This window comes from Jiella soli (assembly GCF_020615385.1).
Classification (GTDB): Bacteria; Pseudomonadota; Alphaproteobacteria; order Rhizobiales; family Rhizobiaceae; genus VKMB-3413.
Genome location: NZ_JAJAVB010000012.1, coordinates 12,155 through 36,939 on the forward strand (window position 1 = coordinate 12,155; position 24,785 = coordinate 36,939).

The following is a 24,785-nucleotide window of genomic DNA, read 5'->3' on the forward strand; positions in this document are numbered from 1 at the left end:
GCCGCCTCGCTCTCGATGGCATCCCGTTCTTCATGCAAGGGAGGAGCTGTATGGCCGATCTATCGGGCCTGACGGCCGTCATTACGGGTGCTGCCGGCGGCATCGGCACGGCCATGGCCGAGGCCTTCGCCAGGGCCGGGGCGCGGCTCGTGCTGGTCGACATCGCTGAGACCGCAGGCCTTGCCGAACGCCTCGGGCCGGTCCACCGCCACGCCGTCATCGATCTGGAAGATCCAGCGGCGATCGCGGCAGGTGTTGAGCGGATCGGCCGCGAGACCGGCATCGACATCCTCGTCAACAATGCCGGCCTCGGCATCGTCTTTCCGGCTGAAAAGACCGAGATCGACGCCTTCGACCGGACGATGCGCATCAATCTTCGCGCGCCCTGGCTTATGGCCGCCGGCGCCCTGCCCTTTCTCAAGGTCTCGGGCCGTGGCCGCATCGTGAACATCTCCTCCCAGGCCGGTGTCATCGCCATCGAGGAGCATGCCGCCTATGGCGCGAGCAAGGCCGGACTGATCAACCTCACCAAGGTGATGGCGATCGAATGGGCGCGCTACGGCATCACCGCCAACGCCATCGCTCCGACCGTGGTCGAGACGCCGATGGCGCTGGTCGGCTGGTCCGGTGAAAAGGGCGAGAAGGCGCGCGGCGACATCCCGGTCGGCCGGTTCGCCCGACCTTCGGAAATTGCGGCGGCAGCGCTTTATCTCGCCTCGGCGGAGGCCGGCATCGTCAATGGCGCGGTGCTGATGGCGGACGGGGGATATTCGGTTCGGTGAAGCCGCCGGTCGAGGGGCTGGCGGAGAACGCGCCGCGACCGGCGCGTCTTCTCCTGTCTGCGACGGCACCACCCCGGTTACGCCGCCCTGGATTCTCGGGACGGAGCCCGAGAATGACGAAGCGTGGATGGTGTTGCTCATTCTGAAACGGTCGCGGGAGATTTGGCGATCGAGAAAGCCCCGTCCGTCAATCCCGATCGGTCTCTTCGTCACCGCTCGCGGCAGTCTCGGGCTTTCGTCATGACGCGGAGCCACTCCCTCCAGATCGTCATTCTCGGGCCTGTCCCGAGAATCCAGGGGAACGTCGGACGCAGGAGCCGGAAGGTTTGCCGCGCATATGACGTGCGACCTGCCGGCGGGATATCGGCGGCGGGCCAAACCCGCCGCCCTTGTTCATCCTCAGAAGTCGAAGTCGTTGATGTCGGCCTTGGTGAAGACCTTCGGCTGGCCGAGCAGCACCTGGCTCTGGTTGACGATCGGCAGTTCGCCGAGCCGGCCGGCCTTGACCGTCTTGTCGCCCGGCTTCAGCGTGCCGTCCGCCACCTGCCGCATCACCTCGACCGCTGCATAGCCGAGATCGACCGTGTTCCAGAGGATGGTCGACTTGATGCAGTCGGAGTTGATGTAGGGCTTCATGGCATTGGGAAGCGCCAGCCCGACGACCGAGACCTTGCCGCAGAGACTGTTCTGCTGGACCGCCTCGGCGGCGGCAGGAGTGGCGACCGACGTCATGCCGAGAATGCCCTTCAGCTCGTCGCCATATTTGTTGATCAGCGTCTGAGCCTGATTGAAGGACAGGATGTTGTCCTCCTGGGCCTCCACCGTCTCCAGGAATTTCAGCTTCGGGTGGCACTTTTCGGTATAGGCCTGCATCTCGGAGATCCACCGCGCCTGGTTCGGCGTCGTGAAGGTCGAGGTGACGATGGCGAAGCTGCCCTCCTCGCCGATTTCCGAGGCGAGTTGGTCCATCATCGATTTCGCTACGCCGTTCGGCAGTGCTTGGTTGACGAACCACTGGCGGGCATCGGCCTCGGCGTCCGCGTCATAGCCGACGACGTTGATGCCGGCCTCGAGCGCCTTCTTCAGGACCGGGGCGATCGCCACCGGATCGTTGGCGGCAAAGAGGATGCCGTCGACGCCCGAGGTGATGTAGTTGTCGATGAAGGTGATCTGTTCGTCGATATTAGCCCGCGTCGGACCGTCGGTCGAGACGTCGACATTGCCGAGTTCCTTGGCCGCCTCCGCCATGCCCGAGGAGGTGCTCGCGAAATAGCCGACGCCGACGAGCTTCGGAATGTCGACGACCTTGATGGTCTTGCCGTTGCGGTCGGGAGCATTGGTCGGCGTGCCGCCATTGTACTCGCCGGGCTCAGCCGCCGGGGACTCGCCGCTGCAGGCGAGCGGGTTGGTCGGCTGGTCATCGCCGCCGGTCCAGGCCGACTGCGCGTAGGCCGGCGCGGAAAGCAGGCTTGCGCCAAGCAGCGCCGTGATCAGACGTTTCATCAGATTTCCTCCTGTTGTTCTGGCGCTCCGAGGCGCCCCTCCCGATCCTCAGTCGCTCGAGAAGCGGCTGAGGACATTGCTGATCAGGACGGCGACGATCAGGACCGCGCCGATGACGACGGTGGTTCCGTCGCCCCGCACGCCCGAAAGCGACAGGCCGTTCTGAAGGATCTGCATGAGACAAAGGCCGATCAGCGTGCCAATCACCATGCCGCGCCCGCCGAAGATCGAGGTGCCGCCAAGGACGACGGCGGTGATTACTTCGAGCTCGATGCCCGTGCCCATGTCCGAGCGGGTGGTCGAGACGCGCGAGACGAAGACGATCGCGGCGAGAGCCGAGACGAAGCCGGAGGCGGTGTAGATGAGAAGCTTGGTCCGTTCGACCGCGAGCCCCGAAAACTCCGCCGCGGCTTCGTTGTTGCCGATCGCGTAGGTGGTCCGCCCGAAGGTGGTGAAGCGCAGGATGAAGATGCCGATCAGGGCGACGAGAGCGAACAGCCAGAGCTGCGTCGGGATGCCGAGGAACTCCCCCTGCCCGAGCTGCGCGAACCAGTCCGGATAGCCGCGCACGGAGCGGGCCTGGCTGATGCCCTCTGCCAGCCCGCGATAAAGGGCGAGGGTCGCCAGCGTCGCGATGAGCGGCGGCACCCGGAAGCGGGTGACGATGATACCGTTGGCGAAGCCCGCGAGCGTCCCGGCAAGGAGCGAGAGGATGATCGCAGCCGGCAGCGGCAGGCCTGCATTCTGCCAGAAGACGCCGACGAGGATGGCGCAAAGCCCGAGGATCGAGCCGACCGACAAATCGATCCCGCCGGTGACGATGACGAAAGTCATCGGGATCGCGATGAGCCCGACCTCGGTCATCAGCCGGGCCTGGTTGAGCAGATTGGCCGTCGTCAGGAAACGGTCGGACTGCGACGCCATCGCGAACAGCGCGACGACGAAGAGGATGGCGAGGATCGCTTCGTGCCGGATCAGAATGCGTGTCATGACCCCATCTCCCCTCAACCGGTTCGCCGGCGACGCGCCATGTCGGCCAGGACGGTCGCAAGGATCAGGACACCCTGCACCGCCCGCAGCCAGTAGGCGGAGACGTTGAGGAAGATCAGCGAGGAGCCGATCGCGGCGAAGAGGATCGCCGCCAGCGTCGAGCCGAACACCGTGCCGACGCCGCCGAGGATCGAGACGCCGCCGACCACGGATGCGGTGATGATGACGAGTTCGAGGCCGATCGGCGTCGTCGACTGGATGACCTGGAGCTGGGTCGCGAACAGCACCGAAGCGACGCCGGCAATGGCGCCGTGAATGGCGAAGACCTTTACCACCGTCGCCTCGTAGCCGATGCCGCTCGCCCGCGCGGCTTCCGGGTTGCTGCCGACCGCGTAGATCGTCCGGCCGAAGGCGGTATAGCGCATGAGGAAGGCGGCGAGGATCGTCATGCCGATCATGAACCAGACCGGCGACGGAACATCGAGGAGCCGGAACTGCGCCAGCTGATAACCGGCCGGCAGGCCGCTGATCCAGCGCCCGCCGGTGAAGGTGATCAGCCCGCCCGACAGGATCGAGAGCATCGCCAGCGTCGCGATGATCGACGGCACTTTCGCGTAGGCGATGAGGCAGCCGACGAGCGTGTTGATTGCCGCGCCGAGCACGAGCGGCGCGAGCCAGGCGAGCCAGATTGGATAGCCATTGGTCGCGAGCAGGCCGGAAATGACGGCGAGAACGCCGATCAGCGCACCGATCGACACGTCGATATTGCCCGAGATGATCACCAGCGACATGCCGATCGCCGCGACCGCGATATAGGCATTGCCGACGAAGATGCTGGTCAGATTGTGCTGCGACAGGAAGCGGGCGTTATACGCCCCGACGAAGGCAAAGAGCGCCAGGATGACGACGACGAGCAGGATCTCCTGGCCGAGCGAGCCGAGCGTGCGGGAGAGGCCTCGCTTCATCGTGCCGCCTCCGCACGCGCCGGCGCCCGCCGACCCTGCATCATCGCCGCACCGACGGCGTCCGGCGTCGCGTCCTTGCGCTCGACGATCGCCGCCAGCCGACCCTCCCGCATGACGAGGATCCGGTCGCTCATGCCGAGCACCTCGGGCAGTTCGCTGGAGATCATCAGGATGGCGAGGCCCCTCCTGGCTAGTTCGCCCATCAGCCGGTGGATCTCGGTCTTGGCGCCGATGTCGATGCCGCGGGTCGGCTCGTCGAGGATGAGGATCTTCGGGTTGGTCGCCAGCCACTTGGCCAGCACGACCTTCTGCTGGTTGCCGCCCGACAGCTGCCCGACGCGCTGGCGCGCGTCCCGCGCCCTGATCGAGAACCGCGCGATCGCATCGGTCGCCATGCCCTGCTCCCGGCGCGTGTCGACGACCGTGAACTTCGTCAGCCGGTCGAGGATCGCCATGGTGACGTTCTCGCGCAGGGGCTGCGCCCGCACCAGCCCATGGGTCCCGCGATCTTCGGGGACGTAGGCGATGCCGGCGGCGATCGCCTCGCGCACGCTGGAAATCGTCTTCGGCTCGCCATCGATCAGGATCTTTCCGGCGGTCGCGGGCGTCACGCCGAAGATCGTCTGGGCGAGCTCGGTCCGGCCCGAGCCGACGAGCCCGGCGATGCCGAGGATCTCGCCGGCATGAAGATCGAAGGAGATGTTCTCGACGACGCCGGAAAGCGACAGGTCGCGCACCTCCAGCCGCGTCTCGCCGCGCGGAATGTCTTCCTTCGGAAAGAGCTGGTGGATGTCGCGGCCGACCATCATCGAGACGAGCGCCGCTTCGCTGACCTCGGAGACCGGCTTCGTGCCGATCGACTTGCCGTCGCGAAGGACGGTCACGCGGTCCGCGATCTCGAAGATCTCGTTCATCCGGTGCGAGACGTAGACGATGCCGACGCCGTCGGCTCGCAGCCGTCGCACGACTTCCAGAAGCCGCTTGACATCGGCCTCGGCTAGCGCCGCCGTCGGCTCGTCCATGATCAGAACGCGCGCATTGCGCGACAGGGCGCGCGCGATCTCGACGCGCTGGCGGTCGGCGACGGAAAGCCTCGAAACCCGCTGGTCGACGTCGAGATCGGGACAGTCGAGCCGATCGAGGAGTTCGCGGGCTTCGCTTCGCATGCGCCCCCAGTCGACGAGGCCGGCGCTCGTCTTCGGCTGGTGGCCGAGAAAGACGTTCTCGGCGACGCTCAAGGCCGGAAAGAGCAGAAGTTCCTGGTGCACGACCGCGATGCCCTCTGCCTGCGCCTCGCGCGGGCCGGCAAAGCGGCGCGGCTTGCCGTCGAGCCAAATTTCTCCCTGGTCGGCGCGGTGATCGCCCGCGGCGATCCGGATCATCGTCGACTTGCCGGCACCGTTCTCGCCCATGAGGGCGTGGACCTCGCCCGCGTAAAGGTCGAAATCGACGCCGGTCAGAACCTCGACCGGTCCGAAGGCCTTGGAGATGTTCTTGAGTTCGAGGATCGGCGTCATCGCCGCCCCGTCCGTTCGTCCGTCGCGCCGCAAGCGCCCCCCGGATGCGGTGTCACTTCAGCGCCCCCAATGTCCTTGCCGGCATCTCATCGCGTCCGGTCTCCTCCACATGGCTTCGCCACCGCTCCGCATAGGCGGCGAGGCCGCGGATGGGCTTTGCCGCCGTGGCTTCCGCTTCGCTGCCTGCGCCCGCGACAGCCGAGGCATCCGCCGTTCCCAGCGCGAGCAGCGCTGCGCCGGCGGCCGTGCCCGACAGGCCGGGCTTCGCCTCGACGGGACGCCCGGCCAGCGCGGAGAGAGCGTCGCAGTAGACGCCGTTGCGGGCGAAGGGCCCCTCGACGATGACCGGTCCCTCTGCCCCGACGAGATCGAGGCAGACCGTCGTCGTGAGCGCGAGGGCCAGGCTCGCCGCGGCGGTCCGCTCGGCCTGCGAGAGGCCGGCCGGGTCCACCGTCCATTCACCCGCCCGCTGGGGAAAGGGTCCGGTTCCCCGCACGAAGCTCGGCAGGGCCATGACGCCCGCGGCGATCACGGCTTCGGCTGCCTCGTGGTCCGCCTCGCCAGGCTCCTCGCCCGCCATCGCCGCGAATTCGCGCCCCGCCATGAAGCGCGCCGAAGGAACCGGTCGTCCGAAGGCGTCGACATTTGCGAGAGTGTCCCGTTCCGGATCGAGAGCCGTCGCCCGTCCGCCGATGGCGAAGACGATCGCCCAGGTGCCGGTGGAGACGACGGTGAAGGCGCCCTTGCGGCCCATCAGATACGGCAGGAGCGAGGCGTTGGAATCGTGGATCCCGCAGAAGACGGGGATCGGGCCGGCGGCGCCCATCGCCGCGACGATCTCCGGCTTCAGATCGCCCAGCCGGTCGAAAGCCGAGCGCAGCGGGGCGAAGCCCTCGGTCCATCCTCGATCGTCGCAGAGCGAGGAGAGACGTCCTTGCGACGGACACCAGAGGTCGGTGTGGGCGCCGAGCTGCGTGACCTCGCAGGCCGCGACCCCGCAGAGCCTGAAGGCCCAATACTGCGGATAAGTGAGCATCGAGGCCGAGGCGAACTGGCCCGGAAAATGCCGCTCGAGATAGTAGAGCTGTGCCCCGACATTCAGCCCGTCCGGCAGCGCCGGCGACTGCGTCTCGCAAAAATCCGGGCGAACGGCGCGGTAGTCGGCGAGCGTCTTGGGATCGAGCGGGAATTCATAGTCCATCACCGGCAGCGCCAAGTCTTCCCCGGAAACGAGGGCGATCGAGGCGCCATGGGTGGTTACCGAGACGGCGTCGACGCAATTGTCCCGCGACAATTCGGCGAGCGACGCCAGGATGAAGGTCCACAGGGCGTCTGTATCGAAATGCGGATAGGGCCCGGTCGCGACCACCCGGTTCGGCATCGTGTGCGCCGAGACCTCGCAGCGCCGGCCGAGATCGTAGAGCACGACCTTGGCGTTGGTCTTGCCGATGTCGATGACGGCGACGTTGCGGACCGAGTCTTCCATCGGGGTCACTCCATCCGGAACATCGGCTGGAGGGGGACGGTGACCGGCGCCTGATCGGCCTCGACCTCCATGATGTCGGCCATCATCGCCCACCAGCGGCGCATCACCGGGTGGTCCGGCAAGGCGTCCATGCCATGGTTGCGGCGGCGATCGAGAACGGCGAAGAGCGCATTCGTCTCCGGGTCGAGATAGATGGCGTAGTCGCGGACCCCGGCGTGGCGCAGAAGTTCGACAAGCTCGGGCCAGATCTCGTCATGGCGTCTGCGATACTCGTCGGCGTAGCCCGGAAGCAGCCGCATGCGAAAGGCGATGCGCTCGACCGCCTGGCCCGCTCCGCCGGCCTCAGGCGTCTCGTCAGGCAACATCGCGCTCGCTCCCTTGCTGGGAAAGCGCCACCGCGACCAGCTTCACGCCCGCCGCCTCCACCATCGCGGCGTCCTTGTCGGTGATCCCTTCATCGGTGATCAGGACGTCGGCGCGTTCGAGCGGTGCGATGATCATGCTCGAGGGTTTGTGGAACTTCGAGGAATCGACGAGCAGGACGAGTTCGTCCGCCTGGCGCATCAGCCGCTGTTCGGACTGGATGATCAGGGGATCGGTCTCGGCGATGCCGTAGGAGGATATGCCCTGCGCGCCCATGAACATCCGCCGCGCCCGGAAATGCGCGATGCCGTCGTTCTCGAACGGGGACAGGATGAGCGCCTGGTCGCGGTAGATCGCGCCCGCCGGCAGCATCACCGTGCATTCCGAGTGATCGATCAGGTGATTGGCGATCGAAAAGGAATTGGTCAGCACCTGGAGCCGCGCGCCGGCGAAGTGATGCACCATCTGGAAGGTCGTCGTGCCGCCATTGAGGATGATGGCATCGCCATCCTCGCAGAGCCTGGCAGCCTCGCGTGCGATCGCGCGCTTCTCGCTTTCGTTGATCGTGCGCGCGGTCTCGAAGGGAAGGCTCGAAATTTCGCCGAAGGCTGCCGCCTTCAAGGCTTCCGCACCGCCGCGGACCCGCTTCAGCTTCTTCTGCAGGGCGAGCGCCGCGATGTCCCGGCGCGTCGTCGCCTCCGAGGCCTCGGTCAGCCGCGACAGTTCCTGCACGGTGGCGACCGAGCGGGCCTGAACGACTGAGAGGATGATCCTCTGTCTCTCGCGTTCGTGCATCTTGGTGTTTCTCCCAGTCGAGAATGCTGATCGAAGGGTCGGCAGTTGTCAATCATTTCCGATCAAGTCCGCGCATACCGCATTGCAACATGATCGATTATGATCGTATTGATTGACGTGCGGGCGGTTTTGACCAATGCTGGAACCGAAACCAGTCGGCGGTGGCCGGAGTCTCGATGCGGCGCCGCAAGCGGCTGGATTGCAGTCGGCGGGTCCACAACCGTCATGTCCGGTTGTTCCGACGCCCCGCGAAAGCCGAAGCGAGATCGATCATGGCGACACCTCCGCAGTCGAGCGGTTCCAATCTCCTGCCCTCCCTCTGGGACGAAGCTCATGCCGAGACGCTCGACGAGGCGGGGCGTCTGCTCTACCGCTCGAACCTCCTCGGCGCCGACAAGCGGATCACCAATTACGGCGGGGGCAACACTTCGGCGAAGGTGGTCGAGAAGGATCCGCTCACCGGGCGGGACGTGACGGTGCTCTGGGTGAAGGGCTCTGGCGGCGACGTCGGGACGATGAAGCGCGACGGTTTCGCGACGCTCTACCAGGACAGACTGGAAGCGCTGAAGGGGCTGTATCGCGGGCCGGAGCTCGAGGACGAGATGGTCGGCTACCTGCCGCACTGCACCTTCGCCGTCAATCCGCGCGCGGCTTCGATCGACACGCCGCTGCACGCCTATCTGCCCTATACGCATGTCGACCACATGCACCCGGACGCGGTGATCGCGATCGCGGCGAGCGACAACAGCCGCGAGATGACGCGGGAGATCTACGGCGACGAAATCGGCTGGCTGCCCTGGCGCCGGCCGGGCTTCCAGCTCGGTCTCGACCTGTCCGCCTTCGCCCGCGAAAACCGGGACGCCAATGGCGTGGTCCTCGAAAGCCACGGGCTCTTCACCTGGGGCGAGACGGCCCGCGAGTGCTATGAGACGACGCTGCGGATCATTAACAAGGCGATCGCCTTTCTGGAGGAGAAGACGGCAGGGCGCGCGCCCTTCGGCGGCCTGCGGCAGGCCCCGCTCGACGCCCGTGCACGGCGTGCGGTCGCGGCGCAGCTGATGCCGGAGATCCGCGCCCGCATCGGACGGGACGAGCGCAAGATCGGCCATTTCGACGACAGCGAAGTCGTGCTCGACTTCGTCGGCTCGCATGACCTTGGCAAGCTTGCCCCGCTCGGCACTTCGTGCCCCGACCATTTCCTGCGCACCAAGATCCGGCCGCTGGTCCTTCCGTTCGACGCGGAAAGCGGCGGGATCGAAACGGTGCTCTCCGGGCTCGACGAGGCGATCGCCGCCTACCGCGCCGACTACACCCGCTATTACGAGAGCTGCCGCCACGACGACAGCCCGGCGATGCGCGATCCGAACCCGGTCGTCTATCTCGTGCCCGGCGTCGGCATGATCACCTTCGCGAAGGACAAGGCGACGGCGCGGATCGCCGGCGAGTTCTACGTCAACGCCATCAACGTCATGCGCGGCGCCGAGGCGATCGGAACCTATCGCGGCCTGCCCGAACAGGAGGCCTTCGACATCGAATACTGGCTGCTCGAGGAAGCCAAGCTCCAGCGCATGCCGAAGCCGAAATCGCTCGCCGGCCGCGTCGCCTTCATCACCGGGGGCGGTGGCGGCATCGGCCGCGCGACCGCCGAGCGACTCGCCACCGACGGCGCCTGCGTCGTCCTCGCGGACATCGACGCCGAGGCGCTCGACCGGGCAAAGGCGGATCTCGCCGGGCGCTACGGCGCCGACATGGTCCGCACGGTCATGCTCGACGTGACGGACGAGGCCGCCGTCGCGGAGGGCTTTGCCGGCATGGCCGTGGAATATGGCGGTGGCGACATCCTCGTCTCCAATGCCGGGATTTCGTCCTCCGCGCCGATCGAGACGACCGAGCTCTCGATGTGGAACCGCAACATCGACATCCTCGCGACCGGTTACTTCCTCGTCTCGCGCGAGGCCTTCCGCCTTTTCCGGCGCCAGCAGCTCGGCGGCGCGGTGGTCTTCATCGCCTCGAAGAACGGCCTCGCCGCCTCGCCGGGCGCCGCCGCCTATTGCACCGCCAAGGCGGCGGAGATTCACCTTGCCCGCTGCCTCGCCCTCGAAGGCGCCGAGGCGGGCATCAGGGTCAACGTGGTCAATCCGGATGCCGTGCTCCAAGGCTCGAAGATCTGGACCGGCGAATGGCGCGAGCAACGCGCCGCCGCCTACAACATGGCGCCGGACGATCTGGAGGAGCACTACCGCAAGCGCTCCATGCTGAAGCGCTCGGTGCTGCCGGCGGACGTCGCCGAGGCCGTCGCGTTCCTCGCCGGCGACGCTTCGGCGAAGTCGACCGGCAACATCATCAATGTCGATGCCGGCAACGCCCAGTCCTTCACGCGCTGAACCCGCGTCAGAGGACCAGTCTTGATACCGGCCGATCTGGGAGGAGAAGGCCATGACCGAAAAGCTGATCGACCAGGAAGTCGTCGAGGCCGACAATGCCGGGCGGCGCGCCGGCTTCGAGGCCGATTTCGCGGCGCTCGCAGAGAGCTTCGGGCGACGCGGTATCGCGATCGACGCCGTCGTGGAGAAAGTCCGCGCCTTCACCGTCGCGGTCCCCTCCTGGGGCGTCGGCACCGGCGGCACACGCTTTGCCCGATTTCCCGGCCCCGGCGAGCCGCGCGGAATCATGGAAAAGCTCGACGACTGCGCGGTGATCCACCAGCTCGGACGCGCGACGCCCGCCGTCTCGCTGCATATTCCCTGGGACCGTGCCGATCCGGGGGCGCTGAGAGACAAGGCCGCCAGCCTCGGCCTCTCCTTCGACGCGATGAATTCCAACACCTTCCAGGATCATCCCGACGATCCCGAACAGCCGCTTTCCTACAAGTTCGGCTCCCTCAGCCATGCCGACCCGGCCGTGCGCGCCCAGGCGGTGGAGCACAATCTCGACGTCGTCGAATTCGGCAAGGGGGTCGGCTCGACGGCGATCACCGTGTGGATCGGCGACGGCTCGAACTTTCCCGGTCAGGTCGACCTCTCGCGCAGCTTCGAGCGCTATCTGGAAGCGGCGAAGACGATCTACGCGGGGCTCCCCGAGGACTGGCGGCTCTTCACCGAGCACAAGATGTTCGAGCCCGCCTTCTACTCGACAGTCGTGCAGGATTGGGGCACCAATCTCCTGATCGCGCGGGAACTGGGGGAAAAGGCCTTCTGTCTCGTCGATCTCGGCCACCACGCGCCGAACGTGAACATCGAGCAGATCGTCTCCCGCCTGATCTTCGCGAAGAAGCTCGGCGGCTTCCATTTCAACGACGCCAGATATGGCGACGACGATCTCGACGCCGGCTCGATCGATCCGTTCCGCCTCTTCCTCGTCTTCAACGAGCTGGTCGAGGCCGGCGACGTGCTCGAGCGGCTGCGTCCGGCCCACATGATCGACCAGTCCCACAACGTCACCGATCCGATCGAGAGCCTGATCCGCTCGTCCGGCGAGATCCGGCGGGCTTATGCGCAGGCGCTTCTGGTCGACCGCGCCGCCTTGCGAAACCATCAGGACGAGAACGACGCGATCATGGCATCCGAGTGCCTGAAGCAGGCCTTCCGCACCGATGTGACGCCGATCCTGGCCCGGGCCCGGCTCCTCGATGGCGGCGCGATCGATCCGATCGCGGCTTACCGCGCGAGCGGCTATCGCAACAAGGTCGCAGCCGAGCGCCCCGCCACCAAGGGTTCGGGCGGCGGCATCGTCTGAGCCCTTAAATCTGCCCCTGCCTGGAGGACACCGAACCATGAGCGATCTCTATCGCACGGCGCTTGCCGAACTCGGCGCGGTCATGGACAGGATCGACGACACTGCCGTCGATGAAGCCTGCCGGATGATCGCGGGTGCGCGGCGCATCGGCACCTATGCCGGCGGGCGCGAGGGGCTGCAGATCAAGGGCTTCGCCATGCGGCTCTTCCATCTCGGCTGCGATGTCGGCGTCGTCGGCGACATGACCATGCCGGCGCTCGAAGAGGGCGACCTCTTCGTCGTCTCCGTCGGCCCGGGCGAAATCTCCACCGCCCTCGCCCTGATGGGCGTCGCCAAGCGGGACGGCGCGAAGATCCTCTTCGTCACCGCCCAGCCGGGCGGGCGCTGCGCCGAACTCGCCGATTTCGTGCTGACGGTTCCCGCCCAGACCATGGCCGACGATCGCGGCGCCTCGGCGACCTCCGTCCTGCCCATGGGCTCGCTCTACGAGGGGGCGCTCTTCGTTCTTTTCGAGGTGATGGTGCTCAAGCTGCGCGACGTCATGGCCGTCTCGCCGGAGACGATGCGGAGCAATCACACCAATATGGAATGACGGCGATCGCATCTGTCGGCGGTTGTCGCAGGCGTGGCTCGACCGGGCATCGCCGCGGAGGCCGTCGGTGCCGGCCTCACAGGGAATCGGATCGCTCCGGTAAGGGCATGTCGCCTGATCGACGCTACGGCTTGACGATCGTGTAGCCGTCTTCGTGCAGTCGCATCAGTTCGGCGACCCCTGCGGGAACCACCTCGGCATAGGGCACGATCTGTGGCCGCTTGCCCTCCTTGTGCTCCAACGTGTCCAGCGTGTTTCCGCAGGCGGCGAAGCGAACGTTGGGCATGCTCTGGTCGAAGGCCGCGAGACGTTCCATCACTGGCGAGCGGTCCGGCCGCAGCATGGCCATCCCCGGGCCATAGACGACGATCCGGATATCGACCCCCTCGGCCTTGTCCGAATAGAAACGGGAGACGTTGGCGGCGATGTCGAGCGCCGAGCGCATCGCCGCCTCGTCGTTGTCGGATACCTGCAGCGCGAGCTTGTGCTCGGCGAAAGCGAGTTCCCCCTCGCCCGTCTCCTGCGCAAAGGCCGGCACGACACAGATTGCCGTCAGTGACGCGATGGCCGCGGCCGCCGATAGACAGGCAGCGGCGGTCGCGGACCGCGCCGCCGACCAACAGAACTTCGATGACCGCCTTGCCACAGACCTACTCCGGGTCATCCATCTCGAACTCCAGTTCCGGATGCGCCTTGACCATGTCCTGACGCGACATTTTGTGCGTCACGACCGGGTAGATGTAGCTATAGCCCTGGTTCTCGTATTTCGCGATGTCGATGACGGCGGCCGGAACGACCTTGAAGAGGTCGTAGAATTCGTCTGGCTGGTAGCCGCGGCTCCGCGCGGCATTGCGGCAGATGTGGAACTCGACGCCCTGGTCCGCCAGCTCCTTCACATGCTTGTAGACGTCGGGAAAGGCTGACCGGTTGAGCCGGGAGAAGGCGTTCAGCTCGTTGCCATGCGCGACCACGACGAATTTCGAATTCTCGAAGTTGCCGAATTCCTTGGCCGCCGCAATATGGTTGCGGATGAAGCCCAGCGCGCGCTCGCCGTCCGCCGGATTGTCGAAGTCGAAGTCGTAAAGCGCCTTCTGCGCCTCGTAGTGCACGGGATCGAAGGACGAGGAGTCCGTCGGACCCGCGACCGCCTGGGTCGAGGAGACGGCGAGCGCGGCGACCGCGCCGATGAACATCCGCATGAGATCTTCCCTTCATCTGCGGCCCGCCGGGGCGCGAAGCCGTATTGTCACAGGGCCGGTCGGCCGGGGCGTCAGTCGACGTTTCCGCCGGCCGGGCCCTCTTCCTTGCCTCCGGCATCCGGGGTGACGTCGAGAACCTGCGCATGCATCGTCACCGTCACCGGTGCGGGCTTGCAGTCGGTCATGCACGGATCGGCGTCGTCCTTGTAGTGCTGCTCTTCCGCGCGGTCGTCCGGAATGAAGTCCTCGGCATTCGGCATCTTCACCGAGGTGAAGTTCTCGTTGGAGAGCTCGAAGTCCTCGTCCGTCACGATGTCGTTCAGGTAGAGGACATAGGCGGTCAGTGCGTAGACGTCGTCGTTGGAGAGCGACCGCGCATTGCCGAAGGGCATTGCCCGATGGACGTAGTCGTAGACGGTCGACAGATACGGCCAGTAGGAGCCGACGGTCTTCACCGGACGCTCGCGGGTCAAGGTGTCGAACCCGCCGGCAAGTTCCGGCCAGCGGTCGCGCCCCTCGCCGAAATCGCCGTGGCAGCTCGCGCAGTTGTCGGTGAAGATCTGCTCCCCTTCGGACACCGACCCGCGGCCGACCGGCAGGCCCTTTCCGTCGGGCCTGACGTCGATGTCCCAGGCCGCGATTTCCTCGGCGGTCGCCGACCGGCCGAGCCCGAAGGGCGCCCCGGACTTTTCTTCGCTTGCGGCTGCGGCGGGGTTGGCGTCCGGCTTGATCACGGCCGGATCGGATTGTCCGGCGGCGATGCCGGCGCCCGCGGCGAGCGCCAACGCGGCGCCGAGGATTCCGGCGATCGGGCGAACCTTAGGAAACTTCGACATTCTCGAGCGCTCCGTCGGATTTCAGCTGCCAGGTCTGGATGCCGTTGTTGTGGTAGATGGAGTTGGTACCGCGCACGGCTCGCAGCTCGTTCTTGGTCGGCTGGACGAAGCCCTTCTCGTCCATGGCCCGCGACTGCAGCAGGAGTTCCGAGCCGTCCCAGTCGAAGTCGTAGTAGAAGCGGTGGACGGCGAGCGGCAGGCTCGGCCCGTCGATGCGCGCCGTGTGCCAGTTGCGGCCGCCATCGAGCGAGACGTCGACGCGCTTGATCCTGCCATTGCCGGACCAGGCGAGACCGGAGACAACCGTGCGGCCCTTGCCGTGCCGGATCGGCGCCTGCGGGCTCGGATTGGTGATGACCGACTTCACCTCCATCATCCAGGTGAACTTGCGCGCTTTTCCGTCCGGCATGAGGTCGGTGTATTTCGACGTCTCCTCGCGCTGCTCCCAGGGCGCGTCGCCGACTTCCAGCCGGCGCAGCCACTTCACCCACATATTGCCTTCCCAGCCAGGGACGACGAGGCGGACGGGATATCCCTGTTCCGGCCTCAGCGCCTCGCCGTTCATCTTCCAGGCGACGAGGCAGTCGTCGAGCGCCTTTTCCATCGGGATCGACCGCGTCATCGCGGCGGCATCGGCACCCTCGGCCAACAGCCATTTGCCGGACGACTTCATGCCGGCTTCGTTCAGGAGATTGCGCAGCGGCGTGCCGGTATACATGACGCAATGGACCATGCCGTGCGTGAACTGGCAGCCGTTCAGCTGGGCGCCGCGCCATTCCATGCCGGAATTGGCCGCACATTCCAGGAAGTAGACGCGGTTCTCCCTCGGGAAACGCTTGAGCTCGTCCATGGTGAAGACCAGCGGACGCTCAACCAGACCGTTGATCATCAGCCGATGCTCGGCCGGATCGATCTCCGCGACACCGGAATGGTGACGCTCGAAGCAGAGACCGTTCGGCGTAATGATCCCGTCGAGATCGTGCAGCGGCGTGAAATTGACCGAGCTTGCAGCGTCCGCCGTCAGCCAGGGAACGTTGCGGCGCACGACCTCAGCCTCGTATTGCGACGGCTTGCCATAGGGGCTCGCATCGACGCCCGGGCCGAGATAGCGGTTCCAGTCCTTGATCTCGGTGATCGCAGGATCGCCGGCCTCGCCGGCAACGCCGCGCCCGGATGATGTCAAAGCCGCGGCGGCCGCGCCGCCGAGCACCAGACCGCCCTTCAGGAAGCCGCGGCGCGAAGCGGCCCGTCCGCCGCCCTTTGTCTCGTCGGTCATCCGATCGCTCCCATTACATATGTTTTTTTGAATGTATTTGAGCCGAAACGGCCTGTCCAGCGGGTTCCCCTCATGACTTCACCATGACCGCCCGATTATCGCGCGGCGAAACGGTGGGGTGGCCCTTCAGATAGCCCTCAACTACGTCCCAGATCGCGGGACCCTCGGTCTCTTCGTTGATCGAAGCCCAGCCCGCGACGACATAGTCCCGGCCGCCCTCGATCGGCGCCTTCGTCTTCAGGATGGTCATGTCGGAAATCCGTGAGCCAATGCTCTTCGTCGGATCGATCCCGAAACCGACGCCACCGACGCGCACCATGTCGCCGCCCTGCTGATAATAGGGATCCGCGTTGAAGAGATTGTCGGCGACATCCTCCAGAACGGCTTTCAGCATCTCGCCGCTCATGGTGTTGCGGTAGGCAGCCGGATAGGTCATCGCGCAGGCATTGTGGAGATCTTCCACCGTGATGTCGCTCCCGGCCGGCAGCGAGGTGCCCCAGCGGAAGCCCGGCGACAGGGCGATCTCGGCATCGCGCTCCTGAAGCAGCGCATCGCAGATGAGATCGTCCCATGTGCCGTTGAAATTGCCGCGGCGGTAGAGAAGGCCGTCGGTGTGGCCGATCACCCGCTTCAACTCGTCGCCATAGGGCGCGCGCAGTTGCTCGATCGTCGAAGCCATCTCCGGATCGGACGAAATGACGTCCGAGAAGACGGGGATCAGGCGATATTTGAAGCCCTTGAGCCCTCCGGCACCGACATCGAGGTCGAGGCGGCTGACGAATTTGCCGTTCGATCCCGAGGCGATCAGCATCGTCCGGCCGACCTTGACCGGCTCCGGCAGGGCGTCATGGGTATGACCGGTGAGGATGATGTCGATCCCCTCGACGCGGGAGGCAAGCTTGCGGTCGACATCAAACCCGTTGTGCGAGAGCAGAACGACCAGATCGGCCCCCGCCTCCCGCGCCTCGGCGACATGCCTGGCGATTTCCTCGTCCCTGATGCCGAAGGACCAGCCGGGGATCATCCAGGATGGGTTGGCGATCGGCGTATAGGGAAAGGCCTGCCCGATGACGGCGATTTTCGCCCCGCCGCGCTCGATCATCTTCCATGCGTCGAAGGCGGGCTCGTTCCACTCACTGTCGAAGATGTTCGAGCCGAGGAAGGGAAATGACAGCGCCGCGATGGCCTCGTTCACCCGCTCGGTACCGTAGGTGAACTCCCAATGGCCGGTCATCGCGTCCGGCTTCAGGAGGTTCATCGCCTCGATCATGTCGGCGCCGGCGGTCTTGTTCGCGGTATAGCTGCCCTGCCAGGTATCACCACCGTCGAGGAGCAACACATTGCCGTCGCCGCGCTCGGTGCGCGTGCGCCTGACGATCGTCGCGATCCGGTCAAGCCCGCCCATCTTGCCGTATTGGCGCGCGAGAGCGGCGAAGTCTTCCGATGTCAGGGCGTAGGCTTCCGGCGAGCCAGGCTCGATGTGGTAGAGCTTGAGGAAGTCCGCCCCCGTGACATGCGGCGGCAGCCCCGCGACCTCGCCGACCCCGACATTGACCGCCGGCTCGCGGAAATAGACCGGAACGAGCTGGGCGTGGATGTCGGTGACATGGAGGATGGTCAGATTGCCGAAGTCGGGGACGGCGAGAAGGCTGTCCTCGGTCAGTCTCTGCTGCGCCGCTGCGCGCGACCAGCGGCTGGCAAGACCGGATCCGGTCAGAGCGCCGAGCGCAACCGTCGCCGAGAGGAATTCGCGTCGTGAGACCATGATGCTTCCCTCCCCGGCCCGCGTCAAGCGGACCGGGCGTTACTGTGAAGTTCGAACGGGATGCGGGGGATGCCTCTTCGGGCATCCTCCCGCCTGCTACTGGCGGACTGCCGGCGTTTCCACCGAAAGGCCTTCGCCCCGCCAGGCGGTGTAGACCTCCAGCGCCATCAGCTCGTCGGAAAACGCCTTCGGCTGCTCGGCCCGTGTGTCGCGGATGCAGCCGCGGAAACGGTTGTGCAGCGAAACGAGATTGCCCTGCTTCAGCCGATAGGTCGGGAAACCGTTGGTCTGGCCCTGGCTGAGATGGTCCGCCCGAATGTAGTGGTCGGCGTTCTTCTCGTGACAGGAGGCGCAGGACAGGTTCAATTGGCCGGTGCGCAGATAGTACCGGTCATGACCCTTCTTCCACCAGTCCATCATCTGTCCAGCCGACAGATCGATCTTCACCGGAATGCCGAGCGACTGGTGCTTGATGTAAGCCGTCAGATCCTTCTGATCCTGGGCATCGAACTTATACGGCTCGGCCTTCATCTGTTCGGTGCGGCACTGGTTGATCTGGAGTTCCAGATTGAAGGGCTTGCCGGCCTTCGCGTTCCACTTCGGATAGTGCGCGCCGACGTCCTTCATGCTCTCCGCCACGTCGCCGTGGCAGGTGGCACATGACTTGCCGGCCGCGCCTTCGACGGTGTTCCAGATTTCCTCGCCGCGCTCGACATTCAGCATGCCGGGGTTCTCGAAGCTGTCGACCTCCATGGCGCGGGTGTCAGCCTCGCGGAACAGCCAGCCGGACAGGACCTCGTCGAAGGGATGGCCCGGCGGCACCTTCGGTGCCGGGGCTTCGGTGATCATCTTCTGGCCGTCGATCACGAGTTCCTCGTCGACCGGGTCGGCGCTCGCCGCCGTCGCCAGTGCGAACGGGCTCAGCGACAGTGCTCCCAACAGAGCTATGGCAGTCTTCCTCACGCGGTATCCTCCCCATACACGGCGACAAGCAACGGACCGGAGCAGCGTCTACTTCACCGTGATCTTCTGCTCGTCGGTGTAGGTCGAACCGTTGTCGTCCACCCAGATGAACTTGAAGGTTCCGCTCTCGGGGACCTTGGCGCTGAACTCGAAATACGGGTTCGCCGAAACCGCCGGCTCCAGCTCGCATTCGAACACCTTCGTGCCGTTGAACTCGCAGGTGAACTTGTTGATGATCTCGCGCGGGATCACCTTGCCGTCCTTGTCCTTACGCTGGCCGGATTCCATCTCGTGGCTGATCAAGGTCTTGATCGTGATGACATCGCCGGCCGAAGCCGTCTTGGGAACCTTCACGCGGGGTCTGGGCGTCGCCATATCTCGTTCTCCTCCCGCGCCGCTCTCCGATGGGATCGGCGGCGCAATCTTCCTGATGGCTTAGGGGTCTCGGCTCGCTCAGCCGCCGCAGCCGCCGATCGTCACCTTGACCTCCTTCTTATCGACGAAGGTCGAGCCATCGCTCATCTTGGCGATCGCGATCACGTTCTGAGTCTTGGCGAGCCTGATCCGCGTCGTGGCGCTGGCCGAACCGCTCATCGGCGTGAAGTGAAAGGTCGCAACGCCCGGATTGGGATTGCCGTCCGCCAGGATCGTCACCGACACCACATGATCGTCTTCGGTCATGGGACTGTCGACGTCGACGGAGATCGGAACGGTGTTGCCGTTCTCTGCGATCTCCGGCGCGGTCAAAGTAATCTTGCCGCTCTTGGGCTCACTGCCGCCGGTCAAGTCGGAGAGTACCTTCGAGGTCTCTTCGGGCGTCGCTCTCGCGCCTCCCGCCGACAGGACCGCGAAACCTCCGAACGTCGCCGCGCCCGCGGCCCAACCGAGTATCCGTCGCCTCGTCAGATCCATTGCCATCCTCCTCATTCGCCCTTCAGCGTACGCAGATAGGCGACGACATCCTCGACCTGATCGGCCGACAGGATCGTCTTGCCCTTGAATTTTTCGGCGACGTCCACTCCGACATCGAGAGTATAGAAGCCCGGCATCACCGTCTCCGGGCCGAAGACCTTCTTGGCGTTGACCACGATCGCCCGCAGCTGCGCCGCGTCGTAGCGGCCTGCCACCCCATCCACCGCAGGGCCGACATTGCCGTGGAACTGCTCCTTGGAGAGGTCCTTGTTGGCGTGACAGGCAAGGCAGTTGCCAAGGCCACGATCGACGAAGACCTTGCGGCCTTCCGCAGGGTCGCCCGGCCCACCGGACACCGTCTCCTTCACCGCGCCGCCGTCGAAGGAGACGGAAGCTGGCGCCGTCTCGGCAGCCTGCCCGGCGATCGAGCCCGAGACGATCAAGGCACATCCCACCACAATGGGTCTCAGCATGAGCAATCGTTCCTCCGCCTGCCGACCTTTGTGGCCGATCTGTTTCGAGTCTGAGGCAAGCCTATCGGCGGCTCCTGAAAGATGCAAGTATTCTTTTTTTTGAATGTATTGCACCTGCGTCCTCTGCATTGCACTGCAACAAGGTCGTCTTCCTCCGATGCGCGATCTTCTCCCGAGGCCGACGATCCGGAGCAAATGCGTCTAGCGAAGACCGTGCAGCGAGAGCCGCCGTGCGCCGGCCGGGCTCAGTCGTCGGTCCCGCCGCTCTCGGCGAGCTTGCGGGCGTGGTACTTCTGGAAATGCTCGTCGGTGTCGTAGCCTTTCTCGCGCACCCATTCGAACATGTGCAGGAAGGTCTGCTTGCCGAAAGCGCCCGGCATGGTCGCGACTGCGGCGTCGGCCGCCGTCTCCCCGTCCGGAACCTTGTCCGGCATGAACAGGATCGTCGGGGTGAACACCACATGCCAGCGCCGCGCTGCGCTCTTTTCCGTCAGCGCCTTGCCGTCGAGGTCGGTGACCTCCTCGTCGCCGAAGAGATTGTACTGGACCACCATGAAGTTGGCGCGGATGTAGTCCCGCACCTCCGGGTCGCTCAGCAGTTCCTCGTGCATCTTCTTGCAATAGATGCAGCCGCGCTGTTCGAAGACGATGGCGAGGCGCTTGCCTTCTTCGTCCGCCGCCCGGATATCCTCGCCAACGTCGCGAAAGGTCAGCTGGAACCAGTCCTCCTTGTGGAGCCCGTCGTCGCCGAGTTCGGCGGCCGGCGCGGCGCCGGCCGCCATGGCGGTGAGCCCGACGGCGAATGCCAGTGCTTTCAGCATGGTCTTCCTCCCATTTTAGCGAAGCGTACGGCGCCTCAGCCGATCGTGGCAAAGCCCGGAAACGTCTCCAAGAGCCAAGCGGAAATCGTCGCCATCTGTCCGGTGACGAACAACAGCCCGGTCAGCACCAGGGCCCCGCCCATGACCTTCTCGATCGTTCCCATGTGCCTGCGGAAGCGGGCGGCGAAGTCGAGGAAGCGTGCGGCAAAGACGGCGGCGAGCAGGAACGGGATGCCGATGCCCAACGAATAGGTGGCCAGCAGCGCCGCTCCCCGAAGTGCCGTGTCCTGCGAGCCCGCCATGAACAGGATCGCGGCGAGGATCGGCCCCACGCATGGAGTCCAGCCGAAGGCGAAGGCAAGCCCGATCACATAGGCGCCGAGCGGCCCCGCCGGCTTCTGCGCCACGCCGATCCGGGCCTCGCGATAGAGTAGCGCCAGCCGGAAAACCCCGAGAAAATGCAGCCCCATCACGATGATGATCACGCCCGCGACGATCGAGAGGATGTCGAACCATTCGGCCACCGCCTGGCCGATCACGCTCGCCGTCGCACCGAGGGCAACGAAGACGGTGGAGAAGCCGAGAACGAAGGCCAGCGCCGACAGGACGACCCGGCGCGCCACGACCGGCCTCTCGCCGCTGTCGCGCATCTGGTCGAAGCTCAGCCCGGCGAGATAGGCGAGATAGGGCGGCACGATCGGCAGGACGCATGGCGACACGAAGGACAGGATACCCGCCAGCAAGGCCGCGCCATAACCCACTTCCAGCATGTCGGACGTTTCCACTAGCGAGTATGGTTTTTCGACGCGCCGCGGGTCTCGCCAAACCGCTGCCGGCAACTTATAAATACAAGAATGCATATGTTTCTATGGATTGGCAACTGCATCTCCCGAAGCGGCTTGGCTGCGCTGGCCGCGACGCCGCTTCTCGGCCTCCCGTCTGCCGCAAGCGGCGCCGAGCTTCTGATGCTGGAAAAGCCGGGCTGTCCCTGGTGCAAGCGCTTCGACGAGGAGATCGCACCCGCCTATCCCAATACGGTCGAGGGGCGACGTGCGCCGCTGCGACGGATCGACATCACCCGGCCTTGGCCGGCGGACCTTGAGGGCATTCGCAAGGAAAGGCTGACGCCTACATTCATCCTGACCGATCGCGGGTTGGAGATCGCGCGTCTGCGAGGCTATCCTGGCGACCAATTCTTCTGGAGTCTGCTCGACGACATGCTGGCGAAACTACCCGACGATGAAACCACTCCTGCGGGCGGGCACTCGAATTGAACCAATTGCCCCGCATGTCGATCCCGCGGTTCGACCGCGGTGTCTCGAAGGAAGAAGCCGAAAAGTTCTTCGAGCAGGCGAAGAAGGCAAGCGACCTTCTGAAGGCGATGTCGCACGAGACGCGCCTCGTGATCCTGTGCCTCCTCTCCGAGGGAGAACGCTCGGTCGGTGAGATCGAGGACATCCTGTCGATGCCGCAGGCGGCCGTGTCGCAGCAGCTTGCCCGGCTCCGCTTCGACCGGCTGGTGACGACCAGGCGCGAGGGCCGGACGATCTACTATTCGCTCGCGAACGATCAGGTGACGAGCCTGATCGGGACGCTCTACCAGCTGTTCTGCGCGCCCGTGCGCGGAAGCTGAGGTCATTGGCCGATCCTGCCGGGTAATGGGGCGACGTCCCGCCGGCAGGAAGAGAGTTGCGGTGACACGTCCTGCGGCGTAGCTTTCTTGCAAGGAGCGTCCGTTAGAGACGCCCGGGAGGGCACCGACATGATCATCGAAAGCGGCTATGCGCCGCTTCTGGCCGGACTTCTGGCCGGACTTGTCATGGGCTATTTCGCCCGCCGCCATTACTTCTGCACGATGTCGGCGCTCGAACGCCGCTGGTATGCGGACGACAACACCGGCATCAGGACCTGGGCGCTGGCGATCCTCGTCGCGATCGTGCTGACCCGGGCGATCGTCAGCCTCGGCCTGTTCGATCCGCAGGACAGCTTCTATCTGACGCCGTCCTTCGGCTGGTCGGGCGCAATCCTCGGCGGCCTCGCCTTCGGCTTCGGCATGGCGCTCGTCGGAACCTGCGGGTTCGGCGCACTCGTGCGCCTCGGCGGCGGCTCGCTGCGCGGGCTGGTCGTGGTCCTCGTGCTCGGCCTCGCCGCGCTGGCGACCCAGCGCGGCATCCTCGCCGTCGGCCGCGTCGCGATCGTCGACAGGCAGGCGATCGACCTCGGCCGGTTCGGCTCCCCCGATCAGACCCTCGGCTCGCTCGCTTCCGTCACGACCGGCCGGGATCTCACGCTCCTCGTCACGATCGTCGTCGCGATCGCGCTCGCAGGCTGGATCTTCGCCTCGCCCGCGTTTCGCCGGGAACGCGGCCGGATCGTCGCCGGCACGGCCATCGGCTCGGCCGTGGCCTTCGGCTGGCTCGCAACCGCGTTCCTGGCCTCACGATCCTTCGCGCCGGTCCGGGTGGAGAGCGCCTCCTTCGTCGTTCCCCCGGGCGACCTGCTTCTCCATCTGATCGCCTTCACAGGCTCCCTCCCCGGCTACGGCGTCGGGCTCGTCCTCGGCGTCGTCGCCGGCGCGGCGGCGGCCGCCTGGCAGAAGCGCGAGGTCCGCTGGGAAGCCTGCGACGACGCGCGAGAACTCGCGCGGCACATGGTGGGCGCCATGCTCATGGGGATCGGCGGAGTCTTCTCCCTCGGCTGCACGATCGGCCAGGGCATCTCCGCGGCGTCCCTCTTGACGATCTCGGCACCCATCGTCCTCGTCGCGATCGCCATCGGAGCGCGGCTCGGGCTTGCCTACATCCTGGAAGGCTCCATCCGATGCGCTTTCGTGCGCACGCATGACGGTGCGAGCAGCCTCTGAGGCTTGCGCGGGATCGATCGGGGCCTCCCCCAGACAACTCCGCATGTCGCTCACCTTCCCTCGGCTGATGCCGTCGCTCTGCTCACGGGAGCGCGGGTGCTACACCACGCAGCTTCCGGTCAACGAACCTATTCCTGCGAAGGCGACGACAGCCAGGCAATCAATGTTTTCGCGGCTGTTTGAACCGAAGCAACGCGTGGGAGTTGAGGCGGGATGACGAACCATGCCCTGCCTCACGGGCCTCTCGCCCCGAATACGATTCATCTGTGCGTCGACATGCAGAACGTCTTCGCCGACGACACGGAATGGAAGACGCCCTGGATGCCGCGCGTCCTGCCGGTGGTGGAAGAGATCGCATCGCGCCATACCGCAGACACGATCTTCACGCGCTTCATTCCGCCGGACCGGCCGCAGGATGTCTCAGGAGCCTGGCGCAAATACTTCAAACGCTGGCACCAGTTCACCCGCGCCGAGGTCGATCCTCACCTTCTCGACCTCGTGCCCTCTCTTGCCCGGCTGGTTCCTCCTGCAACGGTGGTCGACAAGCCGGTCTACTCGCCCTTCTACCGGCCTGAGCTGATGGATATCCTGCGTCGGCGCGAGACGGACACGTTGATCATAACGGGCGCCGAGACCGATGTCTGCGTGCTCGCGGCCGTCTTCGACGCCATGGATCGTGGCTTCCGGATACTCCTCGTCAAGGATGCTCTCTGCAGTTCGGCCGACGAGACGCACGATGCGCTGATGACCGTCTATGCCAGCCGCTTCAGTCATCAGGTGGAACTGGTCGACGCGGACGCGATCCTGGCCGCCTGGTCGGAAGTGTGAAACGGGAGCGGCTGGCGGCGGTGCGGCCTACGCGGTTTCGCGGCTGAGGTGAGCCGACCAGTGCCGTGCCCGACCTGAGACATAGGTGACACTTCGTACCGGAGACATGGGTAACACTTTT

Annotated in this window: 26 protein-coding genes; 8 read left to right on the forward strand and 18 right to left on the reverse strand. The window is 65.6% G+C overall.

Features of this window, described 5'->3' with window-relative positions; all coding sequences use genetic code 11:
• Positions 1 to 50: 50 nt before the first annotated feature.
• Positions 51 to 782: an SDR family oxidoreductase gene (locus tag LH400_RS07060; protein WP_229151966.1), complete on the forward strand. Its 732-nt coding sequence runs from the start codon at positions 51 to 53 to the stop codon at positions 780 to 782.
• A 399-nt stretch (positions 783 to 1,181) separates the two neighbouring features.
• Here the strand turns inward: LH400_RS07060 and LH400_RS07065 are convergent, their stop codons facing one another.
• From LH400_RS07065 to LH400_RS07095, 7 genes are read right to left on the reverse strand one after another with little or no spacing between them, the layout of a single operon-like run.
• Complete coding sequence (locus LH400_RS07065) at positions 1,182 to 2,285, reverse strand: autoinducer 2 ABC transporter substrate-binding protein (protein WP_229151967.1); 1,104 nt, start codon at positions 2,283 to 2,285, stop codon at positions 1,182 to 1,184.
• A 48-nt stretch (positions 2,286 to 2,333) separates the two neighbouring features.
• The gene (locus LH400_RS07070) at positions 2,334 to 3,275 is read right to left on the reverse strand and encodes an ABC transporter permease (protein WP_229151968.1); all 942 of its coding nucleotides are present in this window, start codon (positions 3,273 to 3,275) and stop codon (positions 2,334 to 2,336) included.
• 14 nt (positions 3,276 to 3,289) lie between these two features.
• Positions 3,290 to 4,240 (reverse strand): ABC transporter permease, encoded by a 951-nt coding sequence (locus LH400_RS07075; protein ID WP_229151969.1) that lies wholly within the window; start codon positions 4,238 to 4,240, stop codon positions 3,290 to 3,292.
• Positions 4,237 to 5,757: a sugar ABC transporter ATP-binding protein gene (locus tag LH400_RS07080; protein ID WP_229151970.1), complete on the reverse strand. Its 1,521-nt coding sequence runs from the start codon at positions 5,755 to 5,757 to the stop codon at positions 4,237 to 4,239. The genes LH400_RS07075 and LH400_RS07080 overlap by 4 nt, the downstream gene beginning before the upstream one ends.
• Positions 5,758 to 5,809: 52 nt before the next feature.
• The gene (locus LH400_RS07085) at positions 5,810 to 7,243 is read right to left on the reverse strand and encodes an FGGY-family carbohydrate kinase (RefSeq protein ID WP_229151971.1); all 1,434 of its coding nucleotides are present in this window, start codon (positions 7,241 to 7,243) and stop codon (positions 5,810 to 5,812) included.
• A gap of 5 nt (positions 7,244 to 7,248) precedes the next feature.
• The gene (locus LH400_RS07090; RefSeq protein WP_229151972.1) at positions 7,249 to 7,608 is read right to left on the reverse strand and encodes an L-rhamnose mutarotase; all 360 of its coding nucleotides are present in this window, start codon (positions 7,606 to 7,608) and stop codon (positions 7,249 to 7,251) included.
• Positions 7,598 to 8,401: a DeoR/GlpR family DNA-binding transcription regulator gene (locus LH400_RS07095; RefSeq protein ID WP_229151973.1), complete on the reverse strand. Its 804-nt coding sequence runs from the start codon at positions 8,399 to 8,401 to the stop codon at positions 7,598 to 7,600. Before LH400_RS07095 ends, LH400_RS07090 begins: the two co-directional genes overlap by 11 nt.
• 272 nt (positions 8,402 to 8,673) lie before the next feature.
• On the opposite strand from LH400_RS07095, the gene LH400_RS07100 reads away from it, so the two are divergent.
• The 3 genes from LH400_RS07100 to LH400_RS07110 are packed head-to-tail and all read left to right on the forward strand — an operon-like array spanning position 8,674 to position 12,728.
• Positions 8,674 to 10,785 carry a bifunctional rhamnulose-1-phosphate aldolase/short-chain dehydrogenase gene (locus tag LH400_RS07100; protein WP_229151974.1) on the forward strand — a complete coding sequence of 704 codons (2,112 nt, stop codon included), beginning with the start codon at positions 8,674 to 8,676 and terminating at the stop codon, positions 10,783 to 10,785.
• A gap of 52 nt (positions 10,786 to 10,837) precedes the next feature.
• Positions 10,838 to 12,136, forward strand: coding sequence for an L-rhamnose catabolism isomerase (rhaI, locus tag LH400_RS07105; RefSeq protein WP_229151975.1), 1,299 nt, complete (start codon positions 10,838 to 10,840; stop codon positions 12,134 to 12,136).
• Positions 12,137 to 12,173: 37 nt separating this feature from the next.
• Positions 12,174 to 12,728, forward strand: coding sequence for an SIS domain-containing protein (locus LH400_RS07110; protein WP_229151976.1), 555 nt, complete (start codon positions 12,174 to 12,176; stop codon positions 12,726 to 12,728).
• Between the two features lie 124 nt (positions 12,729 to 12,852).
• Here the strand turns inward: LH400_RS07110 and LH400_RS07115 are convergent, their stop codons facing one another.
• The 11 genes from LH400_RS07115 to LH400_RS07165 form a co-directional block, all read right to left on the reverse strand.
• Positions 12,853 to 13,266 carry a DsrE family protein gene (locus tag LH400_RS07115; protein ID WP_229151977.1) on the reverse strand — a complete coding sequence of 138 codons (414 nt, stop codon included), beginning with the start codon at positions 13,264 to 13,266 and terminating at the stop codon, positions 12,853 to 12,855.
• A gap of 112 nt (positions 13,267 to 13,378) precedes the next feature.
• A complete protein-coding gene (locus tag LH400_RS07120; RefSeq protein ID WP_229151978.1) occupies positions 13,379 to 13,927 on the reverse strand; it encodes a DsrE family protein in 549 nt (182 codons plus the stop codon).
• Between the two features lie 71 nt (positions 13,928 to 13,998).
• Positions 13,999 to 14,763: a c-type cytochrome gene (locus tag LH400_RS07125; RefSeq protein WP_229151979.1), complete on the reverse strand. Its 765-nt coding sequence runs from the start codon at positions 14,761 to 14,763 to the stop codon at positions 13,999 to 14,001.
• Entirely contained in the window at positions 14,747 to 16,039 is a 1,293-nt protein-coding gene (gene soxC / locus LH400_RS07130) for a sulfite dehydrogenase (RefSeq protein ID WP_229151980.1), read from the reverse strand. The genes LH400_RS07125 and soxC overlap by 17 nt, the downstream gene beginning before the upstream one ends.
• A gap of 70 nt (positions 16,040 to 16,109) precedes the next feature.
• Positions 16,110 to 17,804: a thiosulfohydrolase SoxB gene (gene soxB / locus LH400_RS07135; protein WP_229151981.1), complete on the reverse strand. Its 1,695-nt coding sequence runs from the start codon at positions 17,802 to 17,804 to the stop codon at positions 16,110 to 16,112.
• A 96-nt stretch (positions 17,805 to 17,900) separates the two neighbouring features.
• Positions 17,901 to 18,767: a sulfur oxidation c-type cytochrome SoxA gene (gene soxA, locus LH400_RS07140; protein WP_370638347.1), complete on the reverse strand. Its 867-nt coding sequence runs from the start codon at positions 18,765 to 18,767 to the stop codon at positions 17,901 to 17,903.
• A gap of 48 nt (positions 18,768 to 18,815) precedes the next feature.
• Positions 18,816 to 19,142, reverse strand: a complete 327-nt coding sequence (soxZ, locus tag LH400_RS07145; protein WP_229151982.1) for a thiosulfate oxidation carrier complex protein SoxZ — start codon at positions 19,140 to 19,142, stop codon at positions 18,816 to 18,818.
• A 78-nt stretch (positions 19,143 to 19,220) separates the two neighbouring features.
• Positions 19,221 to 19,679, reverse strand: a complete 459-nt coding sequence (gene soxY, locus LH400_RS07150; RefSeq protein ID WP_229151983.1) for a thiosulfate oxidation carrier protein SoxY — start codon at positions 19,677 to 19,679, stop codon at positions 19,221 to 19,223.
• Positions 19,680 to 19,690: 11 nt separating this feature from the next.
• Positions 19,691 to 20,152, reverse strand: a complete 462-nt coding sequence (gene soxX / locus LH400_RS07155; protein ID WP_229151984.1) for a sulfur oxidation c-type cytochrome SoxX — start codon at positions 20,150 to 20,152, stop codon at positions 19,691 to 19,693.
• A gap of 245 nt (positions 20,153 to 20,397) precedes the next feature.
• Entirely contained in the window at positions 20,398 to 20,973 is a 576-nt protein-coding gene (locus LH400_RS07160; protein ID WP_229151985.1) for a thioredoxin family protein, read from the reverse strand.
• 35 nt (positions 20,974 to 21,008) lie between these two features.
• Positions 21,009 to 21,743, reverse strand: coding sequence for a cytochrome c biogenesis CcdA family protein (locus LH400_RS07165; RefSeq protein ID WP_229151986.1), 735 nt, complete (start codon positions 21,741 to 21,743; stop codon positions 21,009 to 21,011).
• Between the two features lie 195 nt (positions 21,744 to 21,938).
• Here LH400_RS07165 and LH400_RS07170 point away from each other — a divergent pair, with 195 nt between their 5' ends.
• The 4 genes from LH400_RS07170 (at position 21,939) to LH400_RS07185 (ending at position 24,664) form a co-directional block, all read left to right on the forward strand.
• Positions 21,939 to 22,247, forward strand: a complete 309-nt coding sequence (locus LH400_RS07170) for a thioredoxin domain-containing protein (RefSeq protein WP_229151987.1) — start codon at positions 21,939 to 21,941, stop codon at positions 22,245 to 22,247.
• 14 nt (positions 22,248 to 22,261) lie between these two features.
• The gene (locus LH400_RS07175) at positions 22,262 to 22,606 is read left to right on the forward strand and encodes an ArsR/SmtB family transcription factor (protein ID WP_229151993.1); all 345 of its coding nucleotides are present in this window, start codon (positions 22,262 to 22,264) and stop codon (positions 22,604 to 22,606) included.
• 129 nt (positions 22,607 to 22,735) lie between these two features.
• Positions 22,736 to 23,836: a YeeE/YedE family protein gene (locus tag LH400_RS07180; protein WP_229151988.1), complete on the forward strand. Its 1,101-nt coding sequence runs from the start codon at positions 22,736 to 22,738 to the stop codon at positions 23,834 to 23,836.
• A gap of 213 nt (positions 23,837 to 24,049) precedes the next feature.
• On the forward strand, positions 24,050 to 24,664 hold the full coding sequence (locus LH400_RS07185; RefSeq protein ID WP_229151989.1) for a cysteine hydrolase family protein: 615 nt from the start codon (positions 24,050 to 24,052) through the stop codon (positions 24,662 to 24,664).
• The last annotated feature ends 121 nt before the right edge of the window (positions 24,665 to 24,785 follow it).